The 19,363-nt window shown below is 65.1% G+C and carries 15 protein-coding genes; 13 read left to right on the forward strand and 2 right to left on the reverse strand.

The window, feature by feature from the left end; genetic code table 11:
* Positions 1-120: 120 nt before the first annotated feature.
* The 6 genes from ACGYLD_RS07875 (at position 121) to ACGYLD_RS07900 (ending at position 7,271) form a co-directional block, all read left to right on the forward strand.
* Complete coding sequence (locus ACGYLD_RS07875) at positions 121-1,869, forward strand: heparinase II/III family protein (protein WP_276153827.1); 1,749 nt, start codon at positions 121-123, stop codon at positions 1,867-1,869.
* Positions 1,870-1,885: 16 nt separating this feature from the next.
* The gene (purH, locus tag ACGYLD_RS07880) at positions 1,886-3,472 is read left to right on the forward strand and encodes a bifunctional phosphoribosylaminoimidazolecarboxamide formyltransferase/IMP cyclohydrolase (RefSeq protein ID WP_271692922.1); all 1,587 of its coding nucleotides are present in this window, start codon (positions 1,886-1,888) and stop codon (positions 3,470-3,472) included.
* 15 nt (positions 3,473-3,487) lie between these two features.
* The gene (gene lspA / locus ACGYLD_RS07885; RefSeq protein ID WP_394401990.1) at positions 3,488-3,976 is read left to right on the forward strand and encodes a signal peptidase II; all 489 of its coding nucleotides are present in this window, start codon (positions 3,488-3,490) and stop codon (positions 3,974-3,976) included.
* A gap of 52 nt (positions 3,977-4,028) precedes the next feature.
* The gene (locus tag ACGYLD_RS07890; RefSeq protein ID WP_271692923.1) at positions 4,029-4,541 is read left to right on the forward strand and encodes a DUF3035 domain-containing protein; all 513 of its coding nucleotides are present in this window, start codon (positions 4,029-4,031) and stop codon (positions 4,539-4,541) included.
* Between the two features lie 64 nt (positions 4,542-4,605).
* Positions 4,606-5,952, forward strand: coding sequence for a pitrilysin family protein (locus ACGYLD_RS07895; RefSeq protein WP_271692924.1), 1,347 nt, complete (start codon positions 4,606-4,608; stop codon positions 5,950-5,952).
* Positions 5,949-7,271, forward strand: a complete 1,323-nt coding sequence (locus ACGYLD_RS07900) for a pitrilysin family protein (protein ID WP_271692925.1) — start codon at positions 5,949-5,951, stop codon at positions 7,269-7,271. Before ACGYLD_RS07895 ends, ACGYLD_RS07900 begins: the two co-directional genes overlap by 4 nt.
* A gap of 56 nt (positions 7,272-7,327) precedes the next feature.
* Here ACGYLD_RS07900 and ACGYLD_RS07905 read toward each other — a convergent pair whose 3' ends face one another.
* A complete protein-coding gene (locus ACGYLD_RS07905) occupies positions 7,328-9,673 on the reverse strand; it encodes an aldehyde dehydrogenase family protein (protein ID WP_271692926.1) in 2,346 nt (781 codons plus the stop codon).
* A gap of 44 nt (positions 9,674-9,717) precedes the next feature.
* Entirely contained in the window at positions 9,718-10,731 is a 1,014-nt protein-coding gene (gene deoC / locus ACGYLD_RS07910; protein WP_209218436.1) for a deoxyribose-phosphate aldolase, read from the reverse strand.
* A gap of 177 nt (positions 10,732-10,908) precedes the next feature.
* Here deoC and ACGYLD_RS07915 point away from each other — a divergent pair, with 177 nt between their 5' ends.
* From ACGYLD_RS07915 to ACGYLD_RS07945, 7 genes are all read left to right on the forward strand, one after another.
* Positions 10,909-11,898 (forward strand): metal ABC transporter solute-binding protein, Zn/Mn family, encoded by a 990-nt coding sequence (locus ACGYLD_RS07915; RefSeq protein WP_394401995.1) that lies wholly within the window; start codon positions 10,909-10,911, stop codon positions 11,896-11,898.
* A 3-nt stretch (positions 11,899-11,901) separates the two neighbouring features.
* Positions 11,902-12,696, forward strand: coding sequence for a metal ABC transporter ATP-binding protein (locus tag ACGYLD_RS07920; RefSeq protein WP_271692928.1), 795 nt, complete (start codon positions 11,902-11,904; stop codon positions 12,694-12,696).
* Positions 12,693-13,898 carry a metal ABC transporter permease gene (locus ACGYLD_RS07925; protein WP_067266713.1) on the forward strand — a complete coding sequence of 402 codons (1,206 nt, stop codon included), beginning with the start codon at positions 12,693-12,695 and terminating at the stop codon, positions 13,896-13,898. The genes ACGYLD_RS07920 and ACGYLD_RS07925 overlap by 4 nt, the downstream gene beginning before the upstream one ends.
* Positions 13,895-14,824 carry a metal ABC transporter permease gene (locus ACGYLD_RS07930; RefSeq protein WP_271692929.1) on the forward strand — a complete coding sequence of 310 codons (930 nt, stop codon included), beginning with the start codon at positions 13,895-13,897 and terminating at the stop codon, positions 14,822-14,824. The genes ACGYLD_RS07925 and ACGYLD_RS07930 overlap by 4 nt, the downstream gene beginning before the upstream one ends.
* Before the next feature lie 296 nt (positions 14,825-15,120).
* Positions 15,121-17,010, forward strand: a complete 1,890-nt coding sequence (mutL, locus tag ACGYLD_RS07935; RefSeq protein ID WP_271692930.1) for a DNA mismatch repair endonuclease MutL — start codon at positions 15,121-15,123, stop codon at positions 17,008-17,010.
* Positions 17,007-18,251 carry a DNA recombination protein RmuC gene (locus ACGYLD_RS07940; protein ID WP_271693782.1) on the forward strand — a complete coding sequence of 415 codons (1,245 nt, stop codon included), beginning with the start codon at positions 17,007-17,009 and terminating at the stop codon, positions 18,249-18,251. The genes mutL and ACGYLD_RS07940 overlap by 4 nt, the downstream gene beginning before the upstream one ends.
* Positions 18,252-19,265, forward strand: a complete 1,014-nt coding sequence (locus tag ACGYLD_RS07945; RefSeq protein WP_271692931.1) for a pyridoxal-phosphate dependent enzyme — start codon at positions 18,252-18,254, stop codon at positions 19,263-19,265. It abuts the gene before it with no gap.
* Positions 19,266-19,363: the final 98 nt, after the last annotated feature.

Below are 19,363 nucleotides of genomic sequence, written 5' to 3' on the forward strand. Positions count from 1 at the left end.
GCGGTGGCAAGCGTCGGTTCCCCGCCGATCCTCCGCCGCGCGGGGAAAATCCGGTGACTCATTGTGGGGCCGCGGTTATGCTGCCGCCAAACGCCAGCAGAGCGTCAGGGGCAGCTTGATATGATTAATCTTTCCAGCGTCATGGCTCGCAGGGCGCGGTTTCTGAACCGCTGGCACGCTTGGCGTGCGACCCGGGGCCGAGGGCGGGTCGTCGCGTTCACCTCCTCGCCCGAGCCGCGCACCATCGGCTCTTTCGCGCGGGGGCGGCAGTTGATGGCGGGCAATTACCTCTTTGCCGGCAGCCTGCTGACCGCGCCGCAAGCCGCCATGTGGGACCTTAGCCCGCCTGACCCCGCATTTGCTGCGGAACTGCACGGTTTTGCGTGGCTCGATGACCTCGCTGCCGTGGGCGATGCGCGGGCGCGGGGGGCGGCGCAGGCGTGGCTTTGGGGCTGGATAGACCGTTTCGGGCGCGGGCAGGGGCCGGGCTGGACCCCGGCGCTAACCGGGCGGCGGCTGATCCGGTGGATCAATCACGCGCTTTTCATGCTGCGGGGGACGGAGACCGAGCAGAGCGATGCCTTCTACCGATCCCTTGAACAGCAGACCCGGTTCCTGTCGAAACGCTGGCGCGGGGCGGCCCCTGGCCTGCCGCGTTTTGAGGCGCTGGCCGGGCTGATCTATGCCAGCCTGTCGCTGGAGGGGCTGGCCGAACTGGCCGATCCGGCGGTCAAGGCCCTCGCCCGGGAATGCGCCAGCCAGATCGATGCCGAGGGGGGGCTGCCCACGCGCAATCCCGAGGAACTGCTGGCGGTCTTCACCCTGCTGACATGGGCCGCCGCCGCGCTGAGCGATGCGGGCCGCAGCGCGCCCAAAGAGCATCTGACCGCGATCGAGCGCATCGCGCCGACCCTGCGCAGCCTACGCCATGCGGATGGGGCGTTGGCGCGGTTTCACGGCGGCGGGCGCGGCATGGAGGGCTGGCTGGACCACGCGCTGGCGGCGGCCAAAGTCAGGACGCGGCAGCCCGATGGGCTGGCCATGGGCTTTGCAAGACTGTCCGCAGGCCGCACCAGCGTGATCGTCGATGCGGCAGCCCCGCCAAGCGGTGCGGCCTCGACCAACGCCCATGCCTCGACATTGGCATTCGAGCTGACCTCGGGGCGGCGGCCCTTGGTGGTGAATTGCGGCTCCGGCGCGTCCTTCGGGCTAGAGTGGCGGCGGGCGGGGCGGGCCACGCCGTCGCATTCGGCCCTGTCGCTCGTCGGCCATTCCAGCGCGCGACTGGCGGAGCCTGATCCGCATAGCGGGGCGGAGGCGCTGATCGCGGGCCCGCGCCATGTGCCCGTCGAGATCGGAGAGGCGGCGGATGGGCTGCGTTTCGAAGGCGCGCATGACGCCTATCTGCGCAGCCACGGGCTGACCCATGCGCGGCGGCTTGAGCTGACCGCAGACGGGCGCGGCCTTTCGGGGGAGGATATGCTGCTGGCGATCGAGGGGGCGGAGAAGCGGCGTTTTGACAAAGTGCTGAACGCCGCCCAGTCAAAGGGGGTCGCCTTCGATATCCGGTTTCACCTGCACCCGGATGTGGATGCCACGTTGGACCTTGGCGGGGCTGCGATCTCAATGGCGCTGAAAAGCGGGGAGATTTGGGTGTTTCGCCATGACGGCACGCATAATCTGTCTTTGGAACCGGGGGTTTACCTTGAGACAACCCGTCTGAAACCGCGCGCCGCGCAGCAGATCGTGCTCTCGGGCTATGCCATGAACTATGCCACGCGGGTGCGCTGGTCGTTGTCAAAAGCGCAGGAAACTGCGATTGGCGTGCGAGATTTGTCGATCGACGATCCCTATGCTGATGAAGACTGACCAAGGAACCAGCCCCATGCCCGACCTCTATCCCATCAAACGCGCCCTGCTTTCCGTATCCGACAAGACCGGTCTTTTGGACCTTGGCAAGGCTTTGGCGGCGCGGGGCGTCGAATTGCTCAGCACCGGCGGCACCGCGAAAGCGCTGCGCGACGCGGGGCTGGAGGTTCTGGATGTAGCCGATGTGACCGGCTTTCCCGAAATGATGGACGGGCGCGTGAAAACGCTGCATCCGGTCGTGCACGGCGGTCTGTTGGCCCTGCGCGACAATGACGAACACGTCGGCGCGATGAACGAACACAACATCGGCGCGATCGATCTGGTGGTGGTGAACCTCTACCCCTTCGAGGAAACCGTCGCCAAGGGCGCGGAATACGCCGAGGTGATCGAGAACATCGACATTGGCGGCCCGGCGATGATCCGCTCGGCGGCGAAGAACCACGGTTTCGTCAATGTGGTGGTGGATGTCGAGGATTACGCCGAGGTCATCGCGGAGCTGGAGGCCAACGACGGCCAGACCTCTTACGCCCTGCGCCAGCGTCTCGCGCAGACCGCCTATGCCCGCACCGCCGCCTATGACACCGCCGTCAGCACATGGATGGCCGCGCAGGTCGAGGCCACGCCGCGCCGCCGCACCTTTGGCGGCACGTTGGCCCAGACCCTGCGCTATGGCGAGAACCCGCATCAGCAGGCGGCCTTCTACACCGATGGCTCGAACGCCCCCGGTCTGGCCAACGCGGTGCAGCATCAGGGCAAGGAGCTGTCCTATAACAACATCAACGACACCGACGCGGCCTTTGCGCTGGTTAGCGAGTTCGACCCCAAGGACGGCCCCGCCTGCGCCATCATCAAACACGCCAACCCCTGCGGTGTGGCCCGGGGCGAGACGCTGCTGGAAGCCTACACACGCGCCTTCGACTGTGACCGCACCTCGGCCTTCGGCGGCATCATCGCGTTGAATCAGCCGCTGGACGGGCCGACAGCAGAGGCCATCGCCGCGATCTTCACCGAGGTCGTCATCGCCCCCGGCGCGGATGAGGATGCCAAACGCATCTTCGCCGCCAAAAAGAACCTGCGCCTGCTGACCACCGAAGGCCTCGCCGATCCGACCGCTGCCGAACTGGCGGTGCGGCAGGTCTCGGGCGGCTTCCTTGTGCAGGACAAGGACGTAGGCCGCATCACGCGCGATGATCTGAAAGTCGTGACCAAGCGCAAGCCATCGGATCAAGAACTCGATGACATGCTCTTTGCCTGGACCGTGGCGAAACACGTCAAGTCTAACGCCATCATCTACGTCAAGGACGGCGCCACCGTGGGCGTGGGCGCGGGCCAGATGAGCCGCGTGGACAGCACCCGCATCGCCGCGCGCAAGGCCCAAGACATGGCCGAGGTGATGGACATCGACGCCCCCCTGACGCAGGGTTCGGTCGTGGCCTCTGATGCCTTCTTCCCCTTCGCGGACGGCCTCATCACCGCCGCTGAGGCCGGTGCCACGGCGCTGATCCAGCCCGGCGGCTCCATGCGCGATGACGAGGTGATCGCAGCGGCGGATGAGGCGGGGCTTGCCATGGTCTTCACCGGCATGCGCCACTTCCGGCACTAAACGAAGGGGAGTCCCATGCGGACATTCGGCATCGCGGCCTTCGTGGCCTTTCTGATCGACCAGATCAGCAAATACGTGGTCATTCACATGATGGAACTGGCGCGTGTCCGCTCCATCGACGTGCTGCCGCCGGTGCTGAATTTCCGCTACGGGGAAAACCGGGGCATCAACTTTGGCCTTGGCGGCGACATGAGCCAATGGGTGCTGATCGTGGTGGCGCTAGTGATCTGCGCGGGCGTCACCCTATGGCTCTGGCGCAGCCCGCATGGGCGTTGGGCGCAGCTCAGCGGTGGCCTGCTGGTCGGCGGGGCGCAGGCGAATGTGGCGGACCGGCTGATCTACGGCTATGTGCTCGATTTCCTGAACAACTCCTGCTGCGGCATCAACAACCCTTTCGTCTACAACTTGGCGGATGTCTTTATCTTTGCCGGGGCCTTGGGGCTGATCCTCTTTACCGGAGAGCCGAAAAGCGCGCCCAAGCGCCGGGGCAAAAAAGGTCAGTGACATTGCCCGCTTGCCTGCGATATTGAACAAGCAGACCCCGAAAGGAGACACCATGCGCCGCATTGCCCTCATCAGCTTGATCCCGCTGGCCCTCGCCGCCTGCAGCAATCAGGGCCTTCGCGATTTGCAGCCGACTTCTGAAGGGCCCGATGAGTTCCTGATCCAACCGGTCAAGCCGCTGGAACGCCCCGACAACTTGAACACCCTGCCCACGCCGGCGCCGGGGCAGGCGAACCTGACCGACCGCTCGGCGGTGGCCGAAGGGGTGGCGGCATTCGGCGGGCGTTTGGATACCTCTGCTGGCATCCCGGCGGGGGATGCGGCGCTGGTCCAACATGCGGGCCGGATGGGCGTGCAGCCCGGCATCCGTGAGAGCTTGGCCGAGGCCGACGCGGAATTCCGCAAGCGCAAGGGCCGTTTCACCCAATTCCGTATCGTGCCGGTTGACCGCTACGGCCAAGCCTACAAGCGCATGATCCTCGACGCCCATAGCGAGGCGGAGCGCTGGCGCAAGGCAGGCGGACGCACGCCGTCCTACCCGCCGCAGGACACACGTTTTCGCTAGGCTTCTTGAAAGTAGCGCCAGACCGCGTAGGTAATGCGAGAGGCGATATATTTCGAGGTAAGCAATGATCCGACTGCCGATGATGGCGGCCCTGGTGGCGACGCTCTTCACAGCTCCCGCCGCGCAGGCGGGGCAGACCGAGAACGAAGCGGTCACCCATTTCACCCTTGATAACGGCATGGAGGTCGTGGTCGTCGAAGACCACCGCGCCCCGGTCGTGCAGCAGATGGTCTGGTACCGCGCAGGCTCGGCTGATGAACCCAAAGGGTCATCGGGCGTGGCGCATTTCCTTGAACACCTGCTGTTCAAAGCTACCGACAAGCTGGAAGCGGGCGAATTTTCCGCCACGGTGGCGGCCAACGGCGGGCGCGACAACGCTTTCACCAGCTACGATTACACCGCCTATTACCAGCGCGTCGCGGCAGACCGCCTTGGCCTGATGATGGAGATGGAGGCCGACCGGATGAAGAACATCCGTTTGACCCCCGAAAACATCGAAACCGAACGCGATGTGATCCTCGAAGAGCGCAACCAGCGGACCGAGAACAACCCCGCCGCGCTGTTCAGTGAACAAATCAACGCCGCGCAATATCTCAATCACCGCTACGGCGTGCCGATCATCGGCTGGAAACATGAGATGGAGGAGCTGGACCTCGAAGATGCGCTGTCGTTCTATGAACTCTACTACTCGCCCAATAACGCCATCCTCGTAGTCTCGGGCGATGTGACGCCGGAAGAGGTGCGCGAACTGGCCGAGGCCACCTATGGCCAAATCCCCGCCAACCCCGCCTTGCCGGAACGCCTGCGCACCGAAGAGCCGCCCCAGATCGCGGAGCGCCGGTTGATCTACAAAGACGCCCGCGTGGCCCAGCCCTATGTCCGCCGCTCCTATCTTGCCCAAGAACGTGACAGCGGCGAACAGGAGGAAGCGGCGGCGCTCTTGCTGCTCAGCGAATTGCTGGGCGGCGGCACCACGTCCTACCTTGCCGAGAAACTGCAATTCGATGCGCAGATCGCCAATTACACCGGCGCCTTCTACAAGGCCGACACGCTGGACGACACGACTTTTGACCTCGTCGTGCTGCCCGTGCCCGGCGTCAGCCTGCAACAGGCCGAAGAGGCGCTGGACGAGGCGCTCGCGCAGTTTATGGAGGCCGGTGTGGACCCGGAACACCTTGATCGTCTCAAGGCGCAGTTGCGCGCCGATCAAATCTACGCCCGCGACGACGCGGACCGCGTGGCGCATCGTTATGGCTCGGCCCTCGCCATCGGCCTCACGGTCGAAGACGTGCAGGTCTGGCCCGATGTGCTTCAGGCCGTCACCGCCGAGGACATCATGCAGGCCGCCCGCGACCTGTTCGACAAACGCGCATCGGTCACCGGCTGGCTGATGAAGGAGGACGCGCAATGAGACTGATCTACGCCCTGATCCTGACGGTAATTGCCGCACTCCCCGCCCGCGCCGAGATCGATATTCAGGAGGTGACCAGCCCCGGCGGCATCACCGCTTGGCTGGTCGAGGAACACTCGATCCCCTTCGTGGCACTCGAAATCCGTTTCCGTGGCGGCGCGTCTCTCGATGCCCCCGGCAAACGCGGCGCGATCAACCTGATGACCGGCCTCTTGGAAGAAGGGGCGGGCGAGATGGACGCCCGCGCCTTCAGCCGCGCGACCGAAGCGCTGGCCACGAACCTCAGCTTTGATGTCTCTGACGATGCGCTTTCCGTGTCCGCACGTTTCCTGACCGAGAACCGCGCGCCCTCGATCGACCTTCTGCGCGCGGCCCTTCAGGAGCCGCGTTTCGACGAAGACGCCATTGAGCGGGTGCGCGGCCAAGTGATTTCGAACATCCAGTCGAACCAGAAAGACCCCAACAAAATCGCCCAACAGACCTTTGACCGGATCGCCTTTGGGGATCACCCCTATGGCAGTTCGCTGAACGGCACATTGGAAAGCGTCGCGGGCCTGACCCGTGACGATCTGCTCGCCGCGCATCGCGCGGTGCTGGCGCGGGACCGCATCATCGTCGGCGCGGTGGGCGACATCACACCCGAGGAATTGGGCCAAATGCTCGACAGACTGCTGGGGGGGCTGCCCGCCGAAGGCGCGCCGATGCCGCCCCGGGCCGAGGTCGATATCCCCAGTGGCACCACGGTCGTCGATTTCGCCACGCCGCAATCCGTCGCGCTCTTTGGTCAGCCCGGCCTCGCGCAGGACGATCCCGATTGGTTCACCGCGACGGTGCTGAACCACGTCCTCGGTGGCGGCGGTTTCGAATCCCGGCTGATGACCGAGGTGCGCGAGAAACGTGGCCTGACCTACGGCGTCTATTCCTACCTCGCCCCACGCGATCTGGCCGAGACCTATCTCGGCTCCGTCAGTTCGGCCAATGACCGCATCGCCGAAGCGATCGAGATGATCCGCGCCGAATGGGCCAAGGCCGCCGCCGAAGGCATCACGCAAGAGGAATTGGACGCCGCCAAAACCTATATCACCGGCGCCTATCCGCTGCGCTTCGATGGGAATACGCCCATTGCCAACATCCTCGTCGGGATGCAGATGCTTGGCCTGCCGACCGACTATATCGCCACCCGCAACGACAGGGTCGAGGCGGTCACCCTCAAAGACGTCAAACGCGTCGCTGCCGAGCTGTTGGAGCCCGAAAACCTGCATTTCGTTGTCGTCGGCCAGCCCGAAGGGCTAGAGGCCGCAGACACAGCGCAGGAATGAAAAAAACGCCGCTCCCGAAAGGGGGCGGCGCTTCTGCTTAGGCCGGGCAGTGGGCGTTATTCGCCGTAGGGCACCCAGATATTCTTGACCTCGGTCGCGGCCTGCAGGAAGTCGCGCCCCGCGCCCTCGGCCCCGAACCAATCCCGCGCCATGCCATGGTTGACCCAGCTGCGTTTGATGTTGCCCGCGGCCCCTTTCTCGACAATGCCGGAAAGCGCTGCGGCGCCGAAGGACCAGACCGCATCCACATCCATATGACGCGCCATCGCTTCGGCCAGATCCCCCTGCGGCCCGGTCAGGATATTCACCACGCCCCCAGGCACGTCCGAGGTTTCGAGCACCTGAACGAAGTCCGTCGCCGCCAGCGGGAAGGGCTCGGACGCCGAGAGGATCACCCGGTTGCCCATGGCGATGGCGGGGGCCATGCAAGAGATCAGCCCCAGCAAAGGCGCCTCGGCAGGGCAAAGCGCGCCGATCACACCCACGGGTTCCTTCATCGCCAGCGCCACGCCGCGGATCGGCACGCTGTGCACCTGACCGTCGTATTTATCGGCCCAAGCGGCATAGGTGAAAAGCCGGTCGATGGCCGCATCGACCTCCCTACGGCCCGTCTTCGTGCCCTGCATCGCATCCAGACGTGCTGCGAATTCATCCCCCCGTGCGGAAAGGTTCTCGGCAATGTAGTACAGGATCTGCGCCCGCAGATGGCCGGTGGTTTTCGACCAGTCCTTCGCCGCATGCGCCGCCTCGACCGCATTGCGCAGGTCTTTGCGGTTGGCGAGGCTCACATGCCCCAACAGACCGCCCGACTTGCCCCAAACCGGCGCGGAATAGCCGCCATCGGGCCGCGCCTGTTTGCCACCGATATAGAGCTTCGCAGTCCGGTCGATCCCATCCTCCGGCACACCCTCACCTGAGAAGGCTTCGATCTCCTTCAAAGGCTTCCGCGCCGTCTTGGGCTTGGTATAGCCCGCCAGACCTTCCCAACCGCCCTCGCGGCCAAAGCCGCTTTCACGCTTGCCGCCGAACCCGGCTGCGGCATCCATCATATTGGTGCCATTGACCCAAACGATCCCGGTCTCCAACTTCGGCGCGATGTCGAGGGCAAGGTTCACATTCTCGGTCCAGACCGTCGCCGCCAGACCGTAGCGCGTGTTATTGGCCAGCTGCACCGCCTCGCCGGGCGTGCGGAAGGTGGTGGAGACCAGCACAGGCCCAAAAATCTCTTCCTGCATCAGCCGATCCGCCGGGTTCAGCCCGGTGATCAGCGTCGGCGGATAGAAACAGCCATTCTCCGGCATCTCCCCCGGCGTCACGAAACGCTCACCGGCGGTATTGGCCTCGACCATCTCGCTCACGCGCTTGTATTGCACCGGGTCGACCAGCGCGCCCACATCGATGCTTTTGTCCAAGGGGTCGCCAACGCGCAGCTTCTCCATCCGCGCGCGCAGCTTGGCATAAAACCGATCCGCGACCGGCTCATGCACCAGCAAGCGCGACCCGGCACAGCAGACCTGCCCCTGATTGAACCAGATCGCATCGACCAGCCCTTCGACGGCGCTGTCCAAATCGGCATCGTCGAAAACGATGTAAGGCGATTTGCCACCCAACTCCAAGGTCAGCGCCTTGCCGGACCCCGCCGTCGCCTCGCGAATGCGGCGGCCTACGGCGGTGGAGCCGGTAAAGGCAATCTTGTCGATATCGTCATGGCCGACGATCATCTCGCCCACGGTGCCATCGCCCGTCACGATATTGACCACACCCTTGGGCAGCCCAGCCTGACGGCAGATATCGGCAAACAAAAGCGCGGTCAGCGAAGTGTATTCCGCAGGTTTCAACACCACGGTATTGCCCATCGCAAGCGCGGGCGCGATCTTCCACGCCAGCATCAGCAGGGGGAAGTTCCACGGGATGATCTGCCCGCAAACCCCAAGCGCCTGCGCATCGGGCAACTCGCTCTCCATCAACTGCGCCATGCCCGCGTGATAATAGAAATGCCGCTGCGCCAAGGGCACGTCGATATCGCGCGCCTCGCGAATGGGCTTGCCGTTGTCCAAGACCTCCAAGACCGCAAACAACCGCGCGTGTTTCTGCAACAGCCGCGCCAGCGCATAGATATGCCGCGCCCGGCCATGGCCGCCAAGCTTCTCCCACTTGGGCTGCGCCTTGCGCGCCGCCTTCACGGCGGCATCCACATCGCCCTGCGACGCCTGCGTTAGACTGGCCAAGACCTCACCCGTCGCCGGGTTCGTGCTGTCAAACCCCGCCGCCGGCGCAGTGAAGGCGCCATCGATGAAATGGCCAAACCGCCCGCCCTGATCGACGATCCACGCCAGCGCATCTGCCGCCGATTCCGGGGCTGGCCCGTATTCCATGCTTTCGAATATGTCGGACACGCTCATGCCTTCATCCTTTTCCAAATACCTTCCCGCAGCCTGCAACGGGCTCAGGCGGTCGCGTGGCGGTAAGCCGCCGAATAATTGCCGGTCACGTGATGCTCCAACTGCCGCTCGATATCGCCCAAGAGCGAGGACGCCCCAAAGCGGAACAGGTCAGGCTGCAACCAACGGTCGCCCAGCTCTTCCTTCATCAGTGCCAGATAGGTGATCGCATCCTTGGCCTTCGAGATGCCGCCCGCGGGCTTGTAGCCCACGCGCACGCCGGTGCGCGCATAATACTCGCGGATCGCGCGGATCATGACGAGGCTCACGGGCAGGGTGGCGTTAACACTTTCCTTGCCGGTCGAGGTCTTGATGAAATCGGCCCCGGCCATCATGCAAACCAGCGACGCCCGCGCCACATTGCGCAGCGAGCCCAATTCGCCGGTGGCGAGGATCGCCTTCACATGGGCCTCGCCGCAGGCCTCGCGGAAGGCGCGCATCTCATCGTAAAGCGCCTGCCAGTCGCCTGAGAGCACATGACGGCGCGAGATCACGATGTCGATCTCGCTCGCCCCGGCCTCGACGCTCATTTCGATCTCGCGAATGCGCAGTTCCAAGGGCGACAGCCCCGCTGGGAAGCCGGTTGAGACGGCGGCGATGGGAATGTTCGTGCCCTCCAGCGCGCGCCGCGCGGCGGGGATCATCTCGTGATAGACGCAGACCGCGCCGGTGGTGATCGGCGCCATGCCAAGCGCCTCGAGCAGATCGGGCGCAATCGGTTGGCGCGCCTTGGCGCAAAGCCGCTCGACCCGGCGTGCGGTGTCGTCGCCCGAAAGGGTCGTCAGGTCGATACAGGTCACCGCGCGCAGCAGCCACGCGGCTTGGTGGTCCTTTTTCAGCGAACGGCGGGCGGGCAGGGCGGCGGCGCGGCGTTCGATCGCCGAGGTATTCGCCTGCACCGAGCGCAGCCAATCCATATCAAGCGGCATCGGTTCGACGCGGGGTTCGGTGACCTGGGGCAGATGGCCCGGCGCGTCGGTTTCTGTCTCACGGTGCTGCGGGGTCGTCTGGGTGGCCATCGGGGTCTCTCCGGTTTGGTCTGGCGCGCAAAATGGCATGGGGCAGGGGCCAAAGCAAGCGACGCTAACCCCGCGTCACCGGTCGAATGCCTGAAAAACAGGCGAAATGCGGAAATTGTTAATGAGAACCATTCTCAAATGTTGACTTAATTGAGAATCGTTCTCACTAATACCTCCATGACACATGCATCTGATCCGTTTCGCCCGTCCCGCCGCACCGCTTTGATCGGCAGCCTGAGCGCATTTGCCCTGCTCGGGGCCGCGCCCGCCGCCTTTGCCGCTCCAAAGCTCAACGTCGTTGCGACCACCGGCATGATCGCCGACGCCGCCCGGCGGATTGGTGGCGATCTGGTGGAGGTCCGCTCGCTCATGGGGTCGGGCGTCGATCCGCACAGCTACCGCCAGACGCGCAGCGACATCGTGGCGCTGACGCGGGCCGATCTGGTGCTCTGGCACGGCCTTTACCTTGAAGCGCAGATGGAGCGGTTCTTTGAGGATCTGGGCCGCAAACGCGCCGTGATCGCCGTGGCCGAAGCCCTGCCCAGGGAGGGGCTGCTCAGCCACCCGGATTACGAGGGCCGCTATGACCCGCATGTCTGGATGGACCCCAACACTTGGACCGCCGTGGTGGATGAGGTGACCCGCGCGCTGAGCGAAGCACATCCGGCGGGGGTCGAGACCTTTGCCGCGAATGCCAAGACCTACCGCGCGGAACTGGACCAACTCGCCGCCTATGCCGCCGAGACCGTGGCGCAGGTGCCCGAAGGCCAGCGCGTCTTGGTCACGGCGCATGATGCTTTCAGCTACTTCGGGCGCGCCTTCGGCTTCGAGGTGATCGGCATTCAAGGCATCTCGACCAACAGCGAGGCAGGGCTCAATCGCATCTCTTCGCTCGTCGATGAGCTTGTCGAACGCGAGATCGGCGCGGTTTTCGTCGAAACCTCGGTGTCCGACCGTAACATGCGCGCACTGGTCGAAGGCGCGGCGGCGCGCGGCCATGAGGTCGTGATCGGCGGGTCGCTCTATAGTGACGCCATGGGGGAACCCGGCAGCTATGAGGGCACTTATATCGGTATGATCGATCACAACGTCACCACCATCGCCCGCGCGCTCGGCGCGCCGGTGGATGCGGGCGGGATGACCGGCAAGCTGGCACAGGGAAGCTGATCCATGACACTCGAAATCGCCAGCACGCGTGAGACCGCGCCGACCGCCCGCGCCGACAGCCCGCTCGCCGTGCGTGGGATGACCGTATCCTACGGGCAGAAGCCTGCGGTCTTTTCGGTCGATATGACCGTCGCGCCGGGCAAGATGACGGCGATCATCGGGCCGAACGGGGCGGGGAAATCGACGCTGCTCAAGGCCGCTTTGGGCATCCTTACCCCGCTGGCGGGCACCGCCACCGTCTATGGCAAGCCGGTGGCCGAGCAGCGCCACCGCATCGCCTATGTGCCGCAGCGTGCGAGCGTGGATTGGGACTTCCCAACCCGCGTGATCGACGTGGTGCTGATGGGGCTTTACCCGCAACTGGGCCTTCTGGGCCGCATCCGCCCCGTACACCGCGCCCGCGCCGCCGATTGTCTGGCCCGCGTCGGGATGGAGGATTTCGCCACCCGCCAGATCGGCCAACTCTCGGGCGGCCAGCAGCAGCGGGTGTTCCTTGCGCGGGCCTTGGCGCAGGATGCGGATCTCTACCTGCTCGACGAACCCTTTGCCGGGGTCGATGCGGCGACGGAAAAGGCGATCATCGCGGTGCTTAAATCCCTGCGGGATGCGGGCAAGACGGTCGTCGCCGTGCATCATGATCTGTCCACGGTGCCTGAGTATTTCGACAATGTCTTCCTGATCAACACCCACCGCGTCGCCGAAGGCAGTGTCGCTGAGGTCTTCAAGTCCAACCACCTGCAAGACGCCTATGGCGGGCGTTTGGCAGGCGCGCAGATGGATGCTTTGCAGTTGTCATGATCTGGGACGCGCTGACACTGCAACTGGGCTATAACGCCACGCTGGTGACGCTGGGGGCCACGCTTTTGGGCATGGCGGCAGGCGTCGGCGGCACCTTTTTGTTTCTGCGCAAACGGGCGTTGGTGAGCGATGCGATTTCGCATGCGACACTGCCCGGCGTGGCGCTGGCCTTCATGGTGATGGTCGCTTTGGGCGGCGATGGGCGCAACCTGATCGGCCTGCTGCTGGGGGCTGCGCTGTCGGCGGGGGTGGGGCTGCTCTTGGTCTCATGGCTCAGCAACCGCACGCGACTGGCCGAGGATGCGGCCATCGGTTCGGTCCTGTCGGTTTTCTTTGGCCTTGGCATCGTGCTGCTCACGGTGATCCAAACCATGAGCGCGGGGCGTCAGGCGGGGCTGGAGGATTTCCTTTTGGGCTCCACCGCCGGGATGCTGCGCAGCGATGCGCTGATCATCGCCGTGGCGGCGGCGCTGACGCTGGCGCTGGTGCTGCTCTTGCGCCGCCCGCTGACGCTGGCCTCTTTCGATCCCGAATATGGCACCGCCATCGGGCAGAACGTGCCGCGCACGGATCTGGCGATGATGGGGCTGGTGCTGGCCGTGACGGTGGTCGGGCTCAAGATCGTGGGGCTGATCCTGATCGTAGCGCTGCTGATCATCCCGCCCGTGACAGCCCGGTTCTGGAGCGAGCGGACCGACCATGTGGTGCTGATCTCGGGCGCGCTCGGCGGCATCGCGGCCTATATCGGCGCGGCGCTGTCGGCGGCGCAGCCGAACCTGCCGACGGGACCGATCATCGTTCTGGTGGGCTTCGCGCTCTTTGCGCTGTCGCTGCTGTTGGCACCGGGGCGCGGGGCGCTGTCGGCGCTACTGCGGCATCGGCGCTATCAGCGTCGGGTCCATCTGCGGCAGGGGCTCTTGGCCTTGGCCCATGGGCAGCCGATCTACGAACAACTTACCCTCCGCCTGCTGCGGGCCGAGGGCTACGCCCTGCCCGATGGGGTCGCCACCAAGGCGGGCCGGGGCCGCGCGGCCAAGGCGCTGCGCGATGAAACCCGCTGGCAACTGATCCGCCGCGATCCAGCTTACGAGGCGGCGGCCCAGCAATATGACGGTCTGACCCCCATTGAGACGGTGCTGACCGCCGACCAAATCCGCGAAATCGACAGCCGCATCGACATGCGCGGCGGGGTGATGGCATGAACGGTTCCGAATTCGTCCCCCTGTCCTTGGTGCCGATGCTGACGGGCATCTTCGTGGCGGTGGCCTGCGCCTTGCCGGGGAACTTCCTTGTCCTGCGCCGCCAAGCGCTGATCGGTGACGCGATCAGCCATGTGGTGCTGCCGGGGATCGTCGTGGCGTTCCTGCTGACCGGTGTGGTCAGCACTTGGCCGATGCTGCTGGGCGCGGCGGGCGCGGCGCTGGTCGCCGTGCTGGCCATCGAAGGCGTGCGGCGTTTGGGCAAGATCGAATCCGGCGCGGCCATGGGCGTGGTCTTTACCGCGATGTTCGCGGGCGGCGTGCTGCTGCTGGAACAATCCGACACCAGCAACGTGCATCTCGACGTGGAACATGCGCTTTATGGCAACCTCGAAAGCCTGATCTGGCTGGATGCGACCGGCTGGGGGTCGCTGCTCGACCCCGAGGCGCTGGCGACCATCCCGGTGGAGCTGCCGCGCATGGCGATCACGTTTCTTTTCGTGGCGCTTTTCACGGCGGTGTTCTGGCGTCCGCTCAAGATCAGCACATTCGACGAAGGCTTTGCCCGCACCATCGGGATGAAGACCGGCCCCTTGGGCCTCGGGCTGGTGATCGTTGCCGCCATTGCCGCCGTGGCCGCCTTTGACGCGGTGGGCAGCATCATCGTGATCGCCATGTTCATCTGCCCGCCCGCTGCCGCGCGGATGATGACCAACCGGCTGGAGCATCAGATCGCATGGTCGGTGGGTTTTGCCACGGTGGCCGCGATTTTGGGCTATGTCTTGGCAGGTTACGGGCCGCTGTGGATTGGGCTGCGGGATTCGGTCTCGGCGGCGGGGATGATCGCGACTGTCTCAGGGCTGATCCTTGGCGCCGCGGCAGTGATGGGGCCGCATCGGCATAGAGGTGCCGCCGCGCCCGCCGCTTAACCGAATCGCAACGATTCGTTTTATCGGCGACTGATTCGCTTTTGCTTTGACCTGTGATTCGTCCTGCGTCTATACAGGTGGCAAGCTCCGCCGGAGACGACTTGTACCCGGGTCGCCCGCCGCTCTGATAAGACCGGAATAACAAAAGCACCAGTGCGCCGAGTAGCCGACCCAGCAGCGGATCGCCCCACCTTTGGCGGCGGTCCGCTGACTTTCCCCAGAACCTCTGATACCCGGCTCTGATAGACGCATTCACATCTGGCAGAATCAAAAGCCGCCATGCTAGGTCTTGCGGTATGCCCAGCCCGACCCCCAATATAAGCGAAAATCGCCCCGTCATCCGTCAATTGGACGATTCCGCGATCAACCGGATTGCCGCGGGGGAGGTGGTCGAACGTCCCGCTTCGGCGGTCAAGGAATTGGTCGAGAACGCCATCGACGCGGGCGCGCGGCGCATCACCGTGGAATATGCCGATGGCGGCAAGACGATGATCCGGGTGACGGACGATGGCTGCGGCATCGCGCCCGAAGATTTGCCGCTGGCCCTGTCGCGTCATGCGACCTCTAAAATCGACGGTTCCGACCTGCTGGATATCCACACCTTCGGCTTCCGCGGCGAGGCGCTGCCGTCGCTCGGCGCTGTCGGACGGCTCACGATCACCAGCCGCGCGGCTGGGTTCGACGGGGCCGAGATCACCGTCGACGGCGGCCGCATGGGCGAGGTGCGCCCGGCGGCGTTGAACGGCGGCACCATCGTCACCCTGCGCGATCTGTTCTTCGCCACGCCTGCGCGGCTCAAATTCCTGCGTACCGACCGGGCCGAGGCGCAGGCGATCGGCGATGTCATCAAGCGCCTTGCCATGGCCGAGCCCTTTGTGCGTTTTGTGCTGCGCGATGTGTCGGGCGACGGTAAAGGCCGCGATGTGTTCCGTGCTGAGGCCGAGCAGGGCGATCTTTTCGACGCGCTGCATGGGCGTCTGGCGCAGGTGCTGGGCCGCGAGTTTGCCGAGAATGCCCTGCCTATTGATGCGATGCGCGAGGGGCTGCATCTGACCGGTTTCGCTGCCCTGCCGACCTACTCGCGCGGCTCTGCCGTGGCGCAATATCTCTTCGTGAATGGCCGCCCGGTGCGGGATAAGCTGCTGACGGGCGCCCTGCGCGGCGCCTATTTCGATTTCCTCAGCCGCGACCGTCACCCGGCAGCGGCGCTTTTCGTGGAATGCCCGCCGACGCTGGTCGATGTGAACGTGCATCCCGCGAAATCCGAAGTGCGCTTTCGCGATCCGGGGTTGGCGCGCGGGCTGATCGTCTCGGCCCTGCGCCACGCGCTGGCTGAAGCGGGCCACCGTGCCTCGACCACCGTGGCGCAGGCGACCTTGGGCGCGATGCAACCCGAGCCGCAGGGCGCGCGGGTCTACCAGATGGACCGCGCCGGCATGGACCGCCCCAGCCCCGCCGCGCGGGAGGCCGCCTATCAGGCGCAGGCCCCGGGCTTTGCCGAGACCGCAGGCGTTTGGGGCCGGGTGGAGGGCACGCCGCTGCCCGAGACCCCCGCGCCGAGCCATGCCGCCGCCCCCGAAGCGGAAGAGGCCGCGCCCACCCCCGATTACCCGCTTGGCACCGCGCGGGGGCAGGTGCACGAAAATTACATCATCGCCCAGACCGCCAATGGCATGGTCATCGTCGATCAGCATGCGGCGCATGAGCGGCTGGTCTATGAGAAACTCAAACGGCAGATGAACGAGAACGGCGTCGCGGCCCAAGCGTTGCTGATCCCCGAGATCGTCGAACTGTCCGCCAATGACTGCGCGCGGCTGCTGGAACTGGCGGAGGAACTGGCGAAACTCGGCCTTGGCATCGAAGCCTTCGGCGGCAGCGCCATCGCGGTGCGCGAGACGCCTGCGATCCTCGGCACCGTCAACGCGCGTGCGCTCATCCTCGACGTGCTCGATGAGTTGGCTGAGGGCGAGAGCAGCAACATCGTTCAGGCCAAGATCGAAGCAATCCTGAGCCGGGTGGCTTGTCACGGCTCGATCCGCTCGGGCCGCTGGATGCGCGCCGAAGAGATGAACGCGCTTTTGCGCGAGATGGAGGCGACGCCGCATTCCGGCCAGTGCAACCACGGGCGGCCCACCTATGTCGAGCTTAAACTGGCGGACATCGAACGGCTTTTCGGGCGCACCTGATGGAGCTTGGCGGCGCGACTTTGACCCTGTCTGACCCTGTGACTCTCGCGGCGCTCGCGGGGGCGGGGCTGCTGTTTCTCATCGTCATCCTGCTGATCATGGCGGTGCGCGCGGCGGGTCGGTCGGCCCGGGTCGCCGCCCCCTTGGCACAGCAGATGCGCGTGCTTGGCGGCCATGTGCAGCAGTTGGGGCAGGGGCAGGAGCAGTTGCGGGGTGGCTTGCAAATGGTCTCGGACACGCAAAGCAATACCCAAGCGCAGATGATGCAGACGATGGAAGCGCGGCTGGCCTATGTGCAGCAGCAGATGCAGGACCGTCTGGCCGACAACGCCGCCCGCTCGGCCCGCTCGCTGGCCGAGATGCAGCAGCGCATGACCGAGACGCTGCACGGCTCGTCCAAACGCACCACCTCCAGCCTTGCGCAATTGCAGGAGCGGCTCGCCTCCATCGACAAGGCGCAGGACAATATCACCAAACTGTCGGGCGACGTGCTGTCGCTGCAAGACATTCTGAGCAACAAGCAAACGCGCGGATCCTTTGGTGAAATCCAGTTGCGCGATATCGTGTCGAAAGCCCTGCCCTCGGACAGCTATTCGCTGCAAGCCACGCTCAGCAACGGCAAGCGGCCCGATTGCCTGATCCATCTGCCCAATCCTCCGGGCCCGATCGTGATCGACAGTAAATTCCCGTTGGAAGCCTATGAGGCCCTGCGCCGCGCCAAGACCGAAGCCGAGACCCGCGCCGCCGCTCAACAGATGAAAACCGCCGTGCGGGTGCACCTCAATGCCATCGCCGACAAATACATTCTGGAGGGGGAGACGGCGGAAGGCGCCTTGATGTTCCTGCCCTCCGAGGCGGTCTATGCCGAGTTGCACGCAAATTTTTCCGAACTCGTGCGCGAAGGCTTTGAGAAACGCGTCTGGATCGTCAGCCCGACCACCTGCATGGCCACGCTCAACACCATGCGTGCGATCCTGAAGGACGCGCGGATGCGCGAACAGGCAGGCGCGATCCGCAAAGAGTTGGGCAATCTGAACAAGGATGTCGAACGTCTGGCGACGCGGGTGGGCAACCTTGATCGGCATTTCACCCAAGCCCGACGGGACGTGGAAGAGATCAAGGTCAGCAGCGAAAAAGCCGCCAAACGCGCGGGGCGCTTGCATAATTTCGACTTCGAAGAGCTGGCAGAAGCCAAAACCGAGGCTATTGTTCCCCTAAGGACACCCGAAGGGAACGGCTGAATGAACGACGTAGACATTACCGGGATGACGCTGGAGGCGATGCAGACGCGGGCCGCTGCGTTGCGCAGCGATATCTTGCAAACGCCGGTGGTGACGCTGTCTTCTCCCATGGTCGACGAGGTGCTGGGCGGCGCGCGGGTCGCGCTCAAACTGGAGTGTTTTCAGCATACCGGCACCTTCAAGGCCCGCGGCGCGCTGTCGGTGGCGCGACAGCTTGACGATGACACCCGCGGGCGCGGGATCACCGCGGCCAGCGCGGGCAACCACGCCATTGCCGCAGGCTGGGCCGCGGCCAAGCTTGGCATCAGCGCCAAGGTGGTGATGCAGGACAATGCCAACCCCTTTCGCGTCGCCCTCGCCCGTGCCACCGGGGCTGAGGTCATCCTGAAACCCGCCGGGCAAGAGACCTTTGCCGAGGCCGAGCGGTTGGTGCGCGAAGAGGGGCGGTTCTTTATCCATCCTTTCGAGGGGCTGCACACCTCGCTCGGCACCGCCGGGGTGGGGCTGGAACTGATGACGCAGGTGGCGGATTTGGACGCGGTCGTCGTCTCGGTCGGCGGTGGCGGGCTGATCAGCGGTGTCGCCGCCGCGGTCAAGGCGATCAACCCCGCTTGTCGGGTCTATGGCGTGGAGCCCGAGGGCGCCGACAGCATGTCGCAAAGCCTCGCCTCCGGTGCGCCGGTGACCATTCCTCAGGTCAACACGATCGCCGACAGCCTTGGGCCGCCAATGGCGCTGCCTTTCGGCCATGCGCTTTGCGCGGTCTATGTCGATGATGTGGTCACGGTCAGCGACGATGCGATCTGTGCTGGGATGGTGGTGCTGCAACAGGCGGCGAAACTGGCGGTGGAACCTGCCGCCGGGGCCGCGATGGCGGGGGCGCTCGGCCCCCTGCGCGGGCAACTGTCAGGGCGGCGGGTCGGCGTGATCGTCTGCGGGGCCAATATCGACACCGACAGCTATTTGGGCCAACTCAGCCGCGGGCAAGCGGCGCTCGACAGCCTGCTGTCCTAGTGCCCTCCAAGGGCCTTTGAACGTGGTCGCGGTGCTGCGTGCATTTTCCAAGAAAATCTATCGGGCGCTGCAACTTTAACTCCCCTTTACCCGTGGGT

It is taken from the genome of Sulfitobacter sp. 1A12056 (assembly GCF_043558125.1).
GTDB lineage: Bacteria > Pseudomonadota > Alphaproteobacteria > Rhodobacterales > Rhodobacteraceae > Sulfitobacter > Sulfitobacter faviae.

Bases quoted from the DNA above. Each gene is read 5' to 3' on its own strand.
- ACGYLD_RS07890 (WP_271692923.1), top strand. From the start codon at position 4,029: ATGCGCCGCATTGCCCTCATCAGCTTGATCCCGCTGGCCCTCGCCGCC.
- ACGYLD_RS07920 (WP_271692928.1), top strand. From the start codon at position 11,902: ATGACACTCGAAATCGCCAGCACGCGTGAGACCGCGCCGACCGCCCGC.
- mutL (WP_271692930.1), top strand. From the start codon at position 15,121: ATGCCCAGCCCGACCCCCAATATAAGCGAAAATCGCCCCGTCATCCGT.
- ACGYLD_RS07930 (WP_271692929.1), top strand. From the start codon at position 13,895: ATGAACGGTTCCGAATTCGTCCCCCTGTCCTTGGTGCCGATGCTGACG.
- ACGYLD_RS07945 (WP_271692931.1), top strand. From the start codon at position 18,252: ATGAACGACGTAGACATTACCGGGATGACGCTGGAGGCGATGCAGACG.
- ACGYLD_RS07905 (WP_271692926.1), bottom strand. From the start codon at position 9,673: ATGAGCGTGTCCGACATATTCGAAAGCATGGAATACGGGCCAGCCCCG.
- ACGYLD_RS07925 (WP_067266713.1), top strand. From the start codon at position 12,693: ATGATCTGGGACGCGCTGACACTGCAACTGGGCTATAACGCCACGCTG.
- purH (WP_271692922.1), top strand. From the start codon at position 1,886: ATGCCCGACCTCTATCCCATCAAACGCGCCCTGCTTTCCGTATCCGAC.
- lspA (WP_394401990.1), top strand. From the start codon at position 3,488: ATGCGGACATTCGGCATCGCGGCCTTCGTGGCCTTTCTGATCGACCAG.
- ACGYLD_RS07915 (WP_394401995.1), top strand. From the start codon at position 10,909: ATGACACATGCATCTGATCCGTTTCGCCCGTCCCGCCGCACCGCTTTG.
- ACGYLD_RS07895 (WP_271692924.1), top strand. From the start codon at position 4,606: ATGATCCGACTGCCGATGATGGCGGCCCTGGTGGCGACGCTCTTCACA.
- deoC (WP_209218436.1), bottom strand. From the start codon at position 10,731: ATGGCCACCCAGACGACCCCGCAGCACCGTGAGACAGAAACCGACGCG.
- ACGYLD_RS07875 (WP_276153827.1), top strand. From the start codon at position 121: ATGATTAATCTTTCCAGCGTCATGGCTCGCAGGGCGCGGTTTCTGAAC.
- ACGYLD_RS07900 (WP_271692925.1), top strand. From the start codon at position 5,949: ATGAGACTGATCTACGCCCTGATCCTGACGGTAATTGCCGCACTCCCC.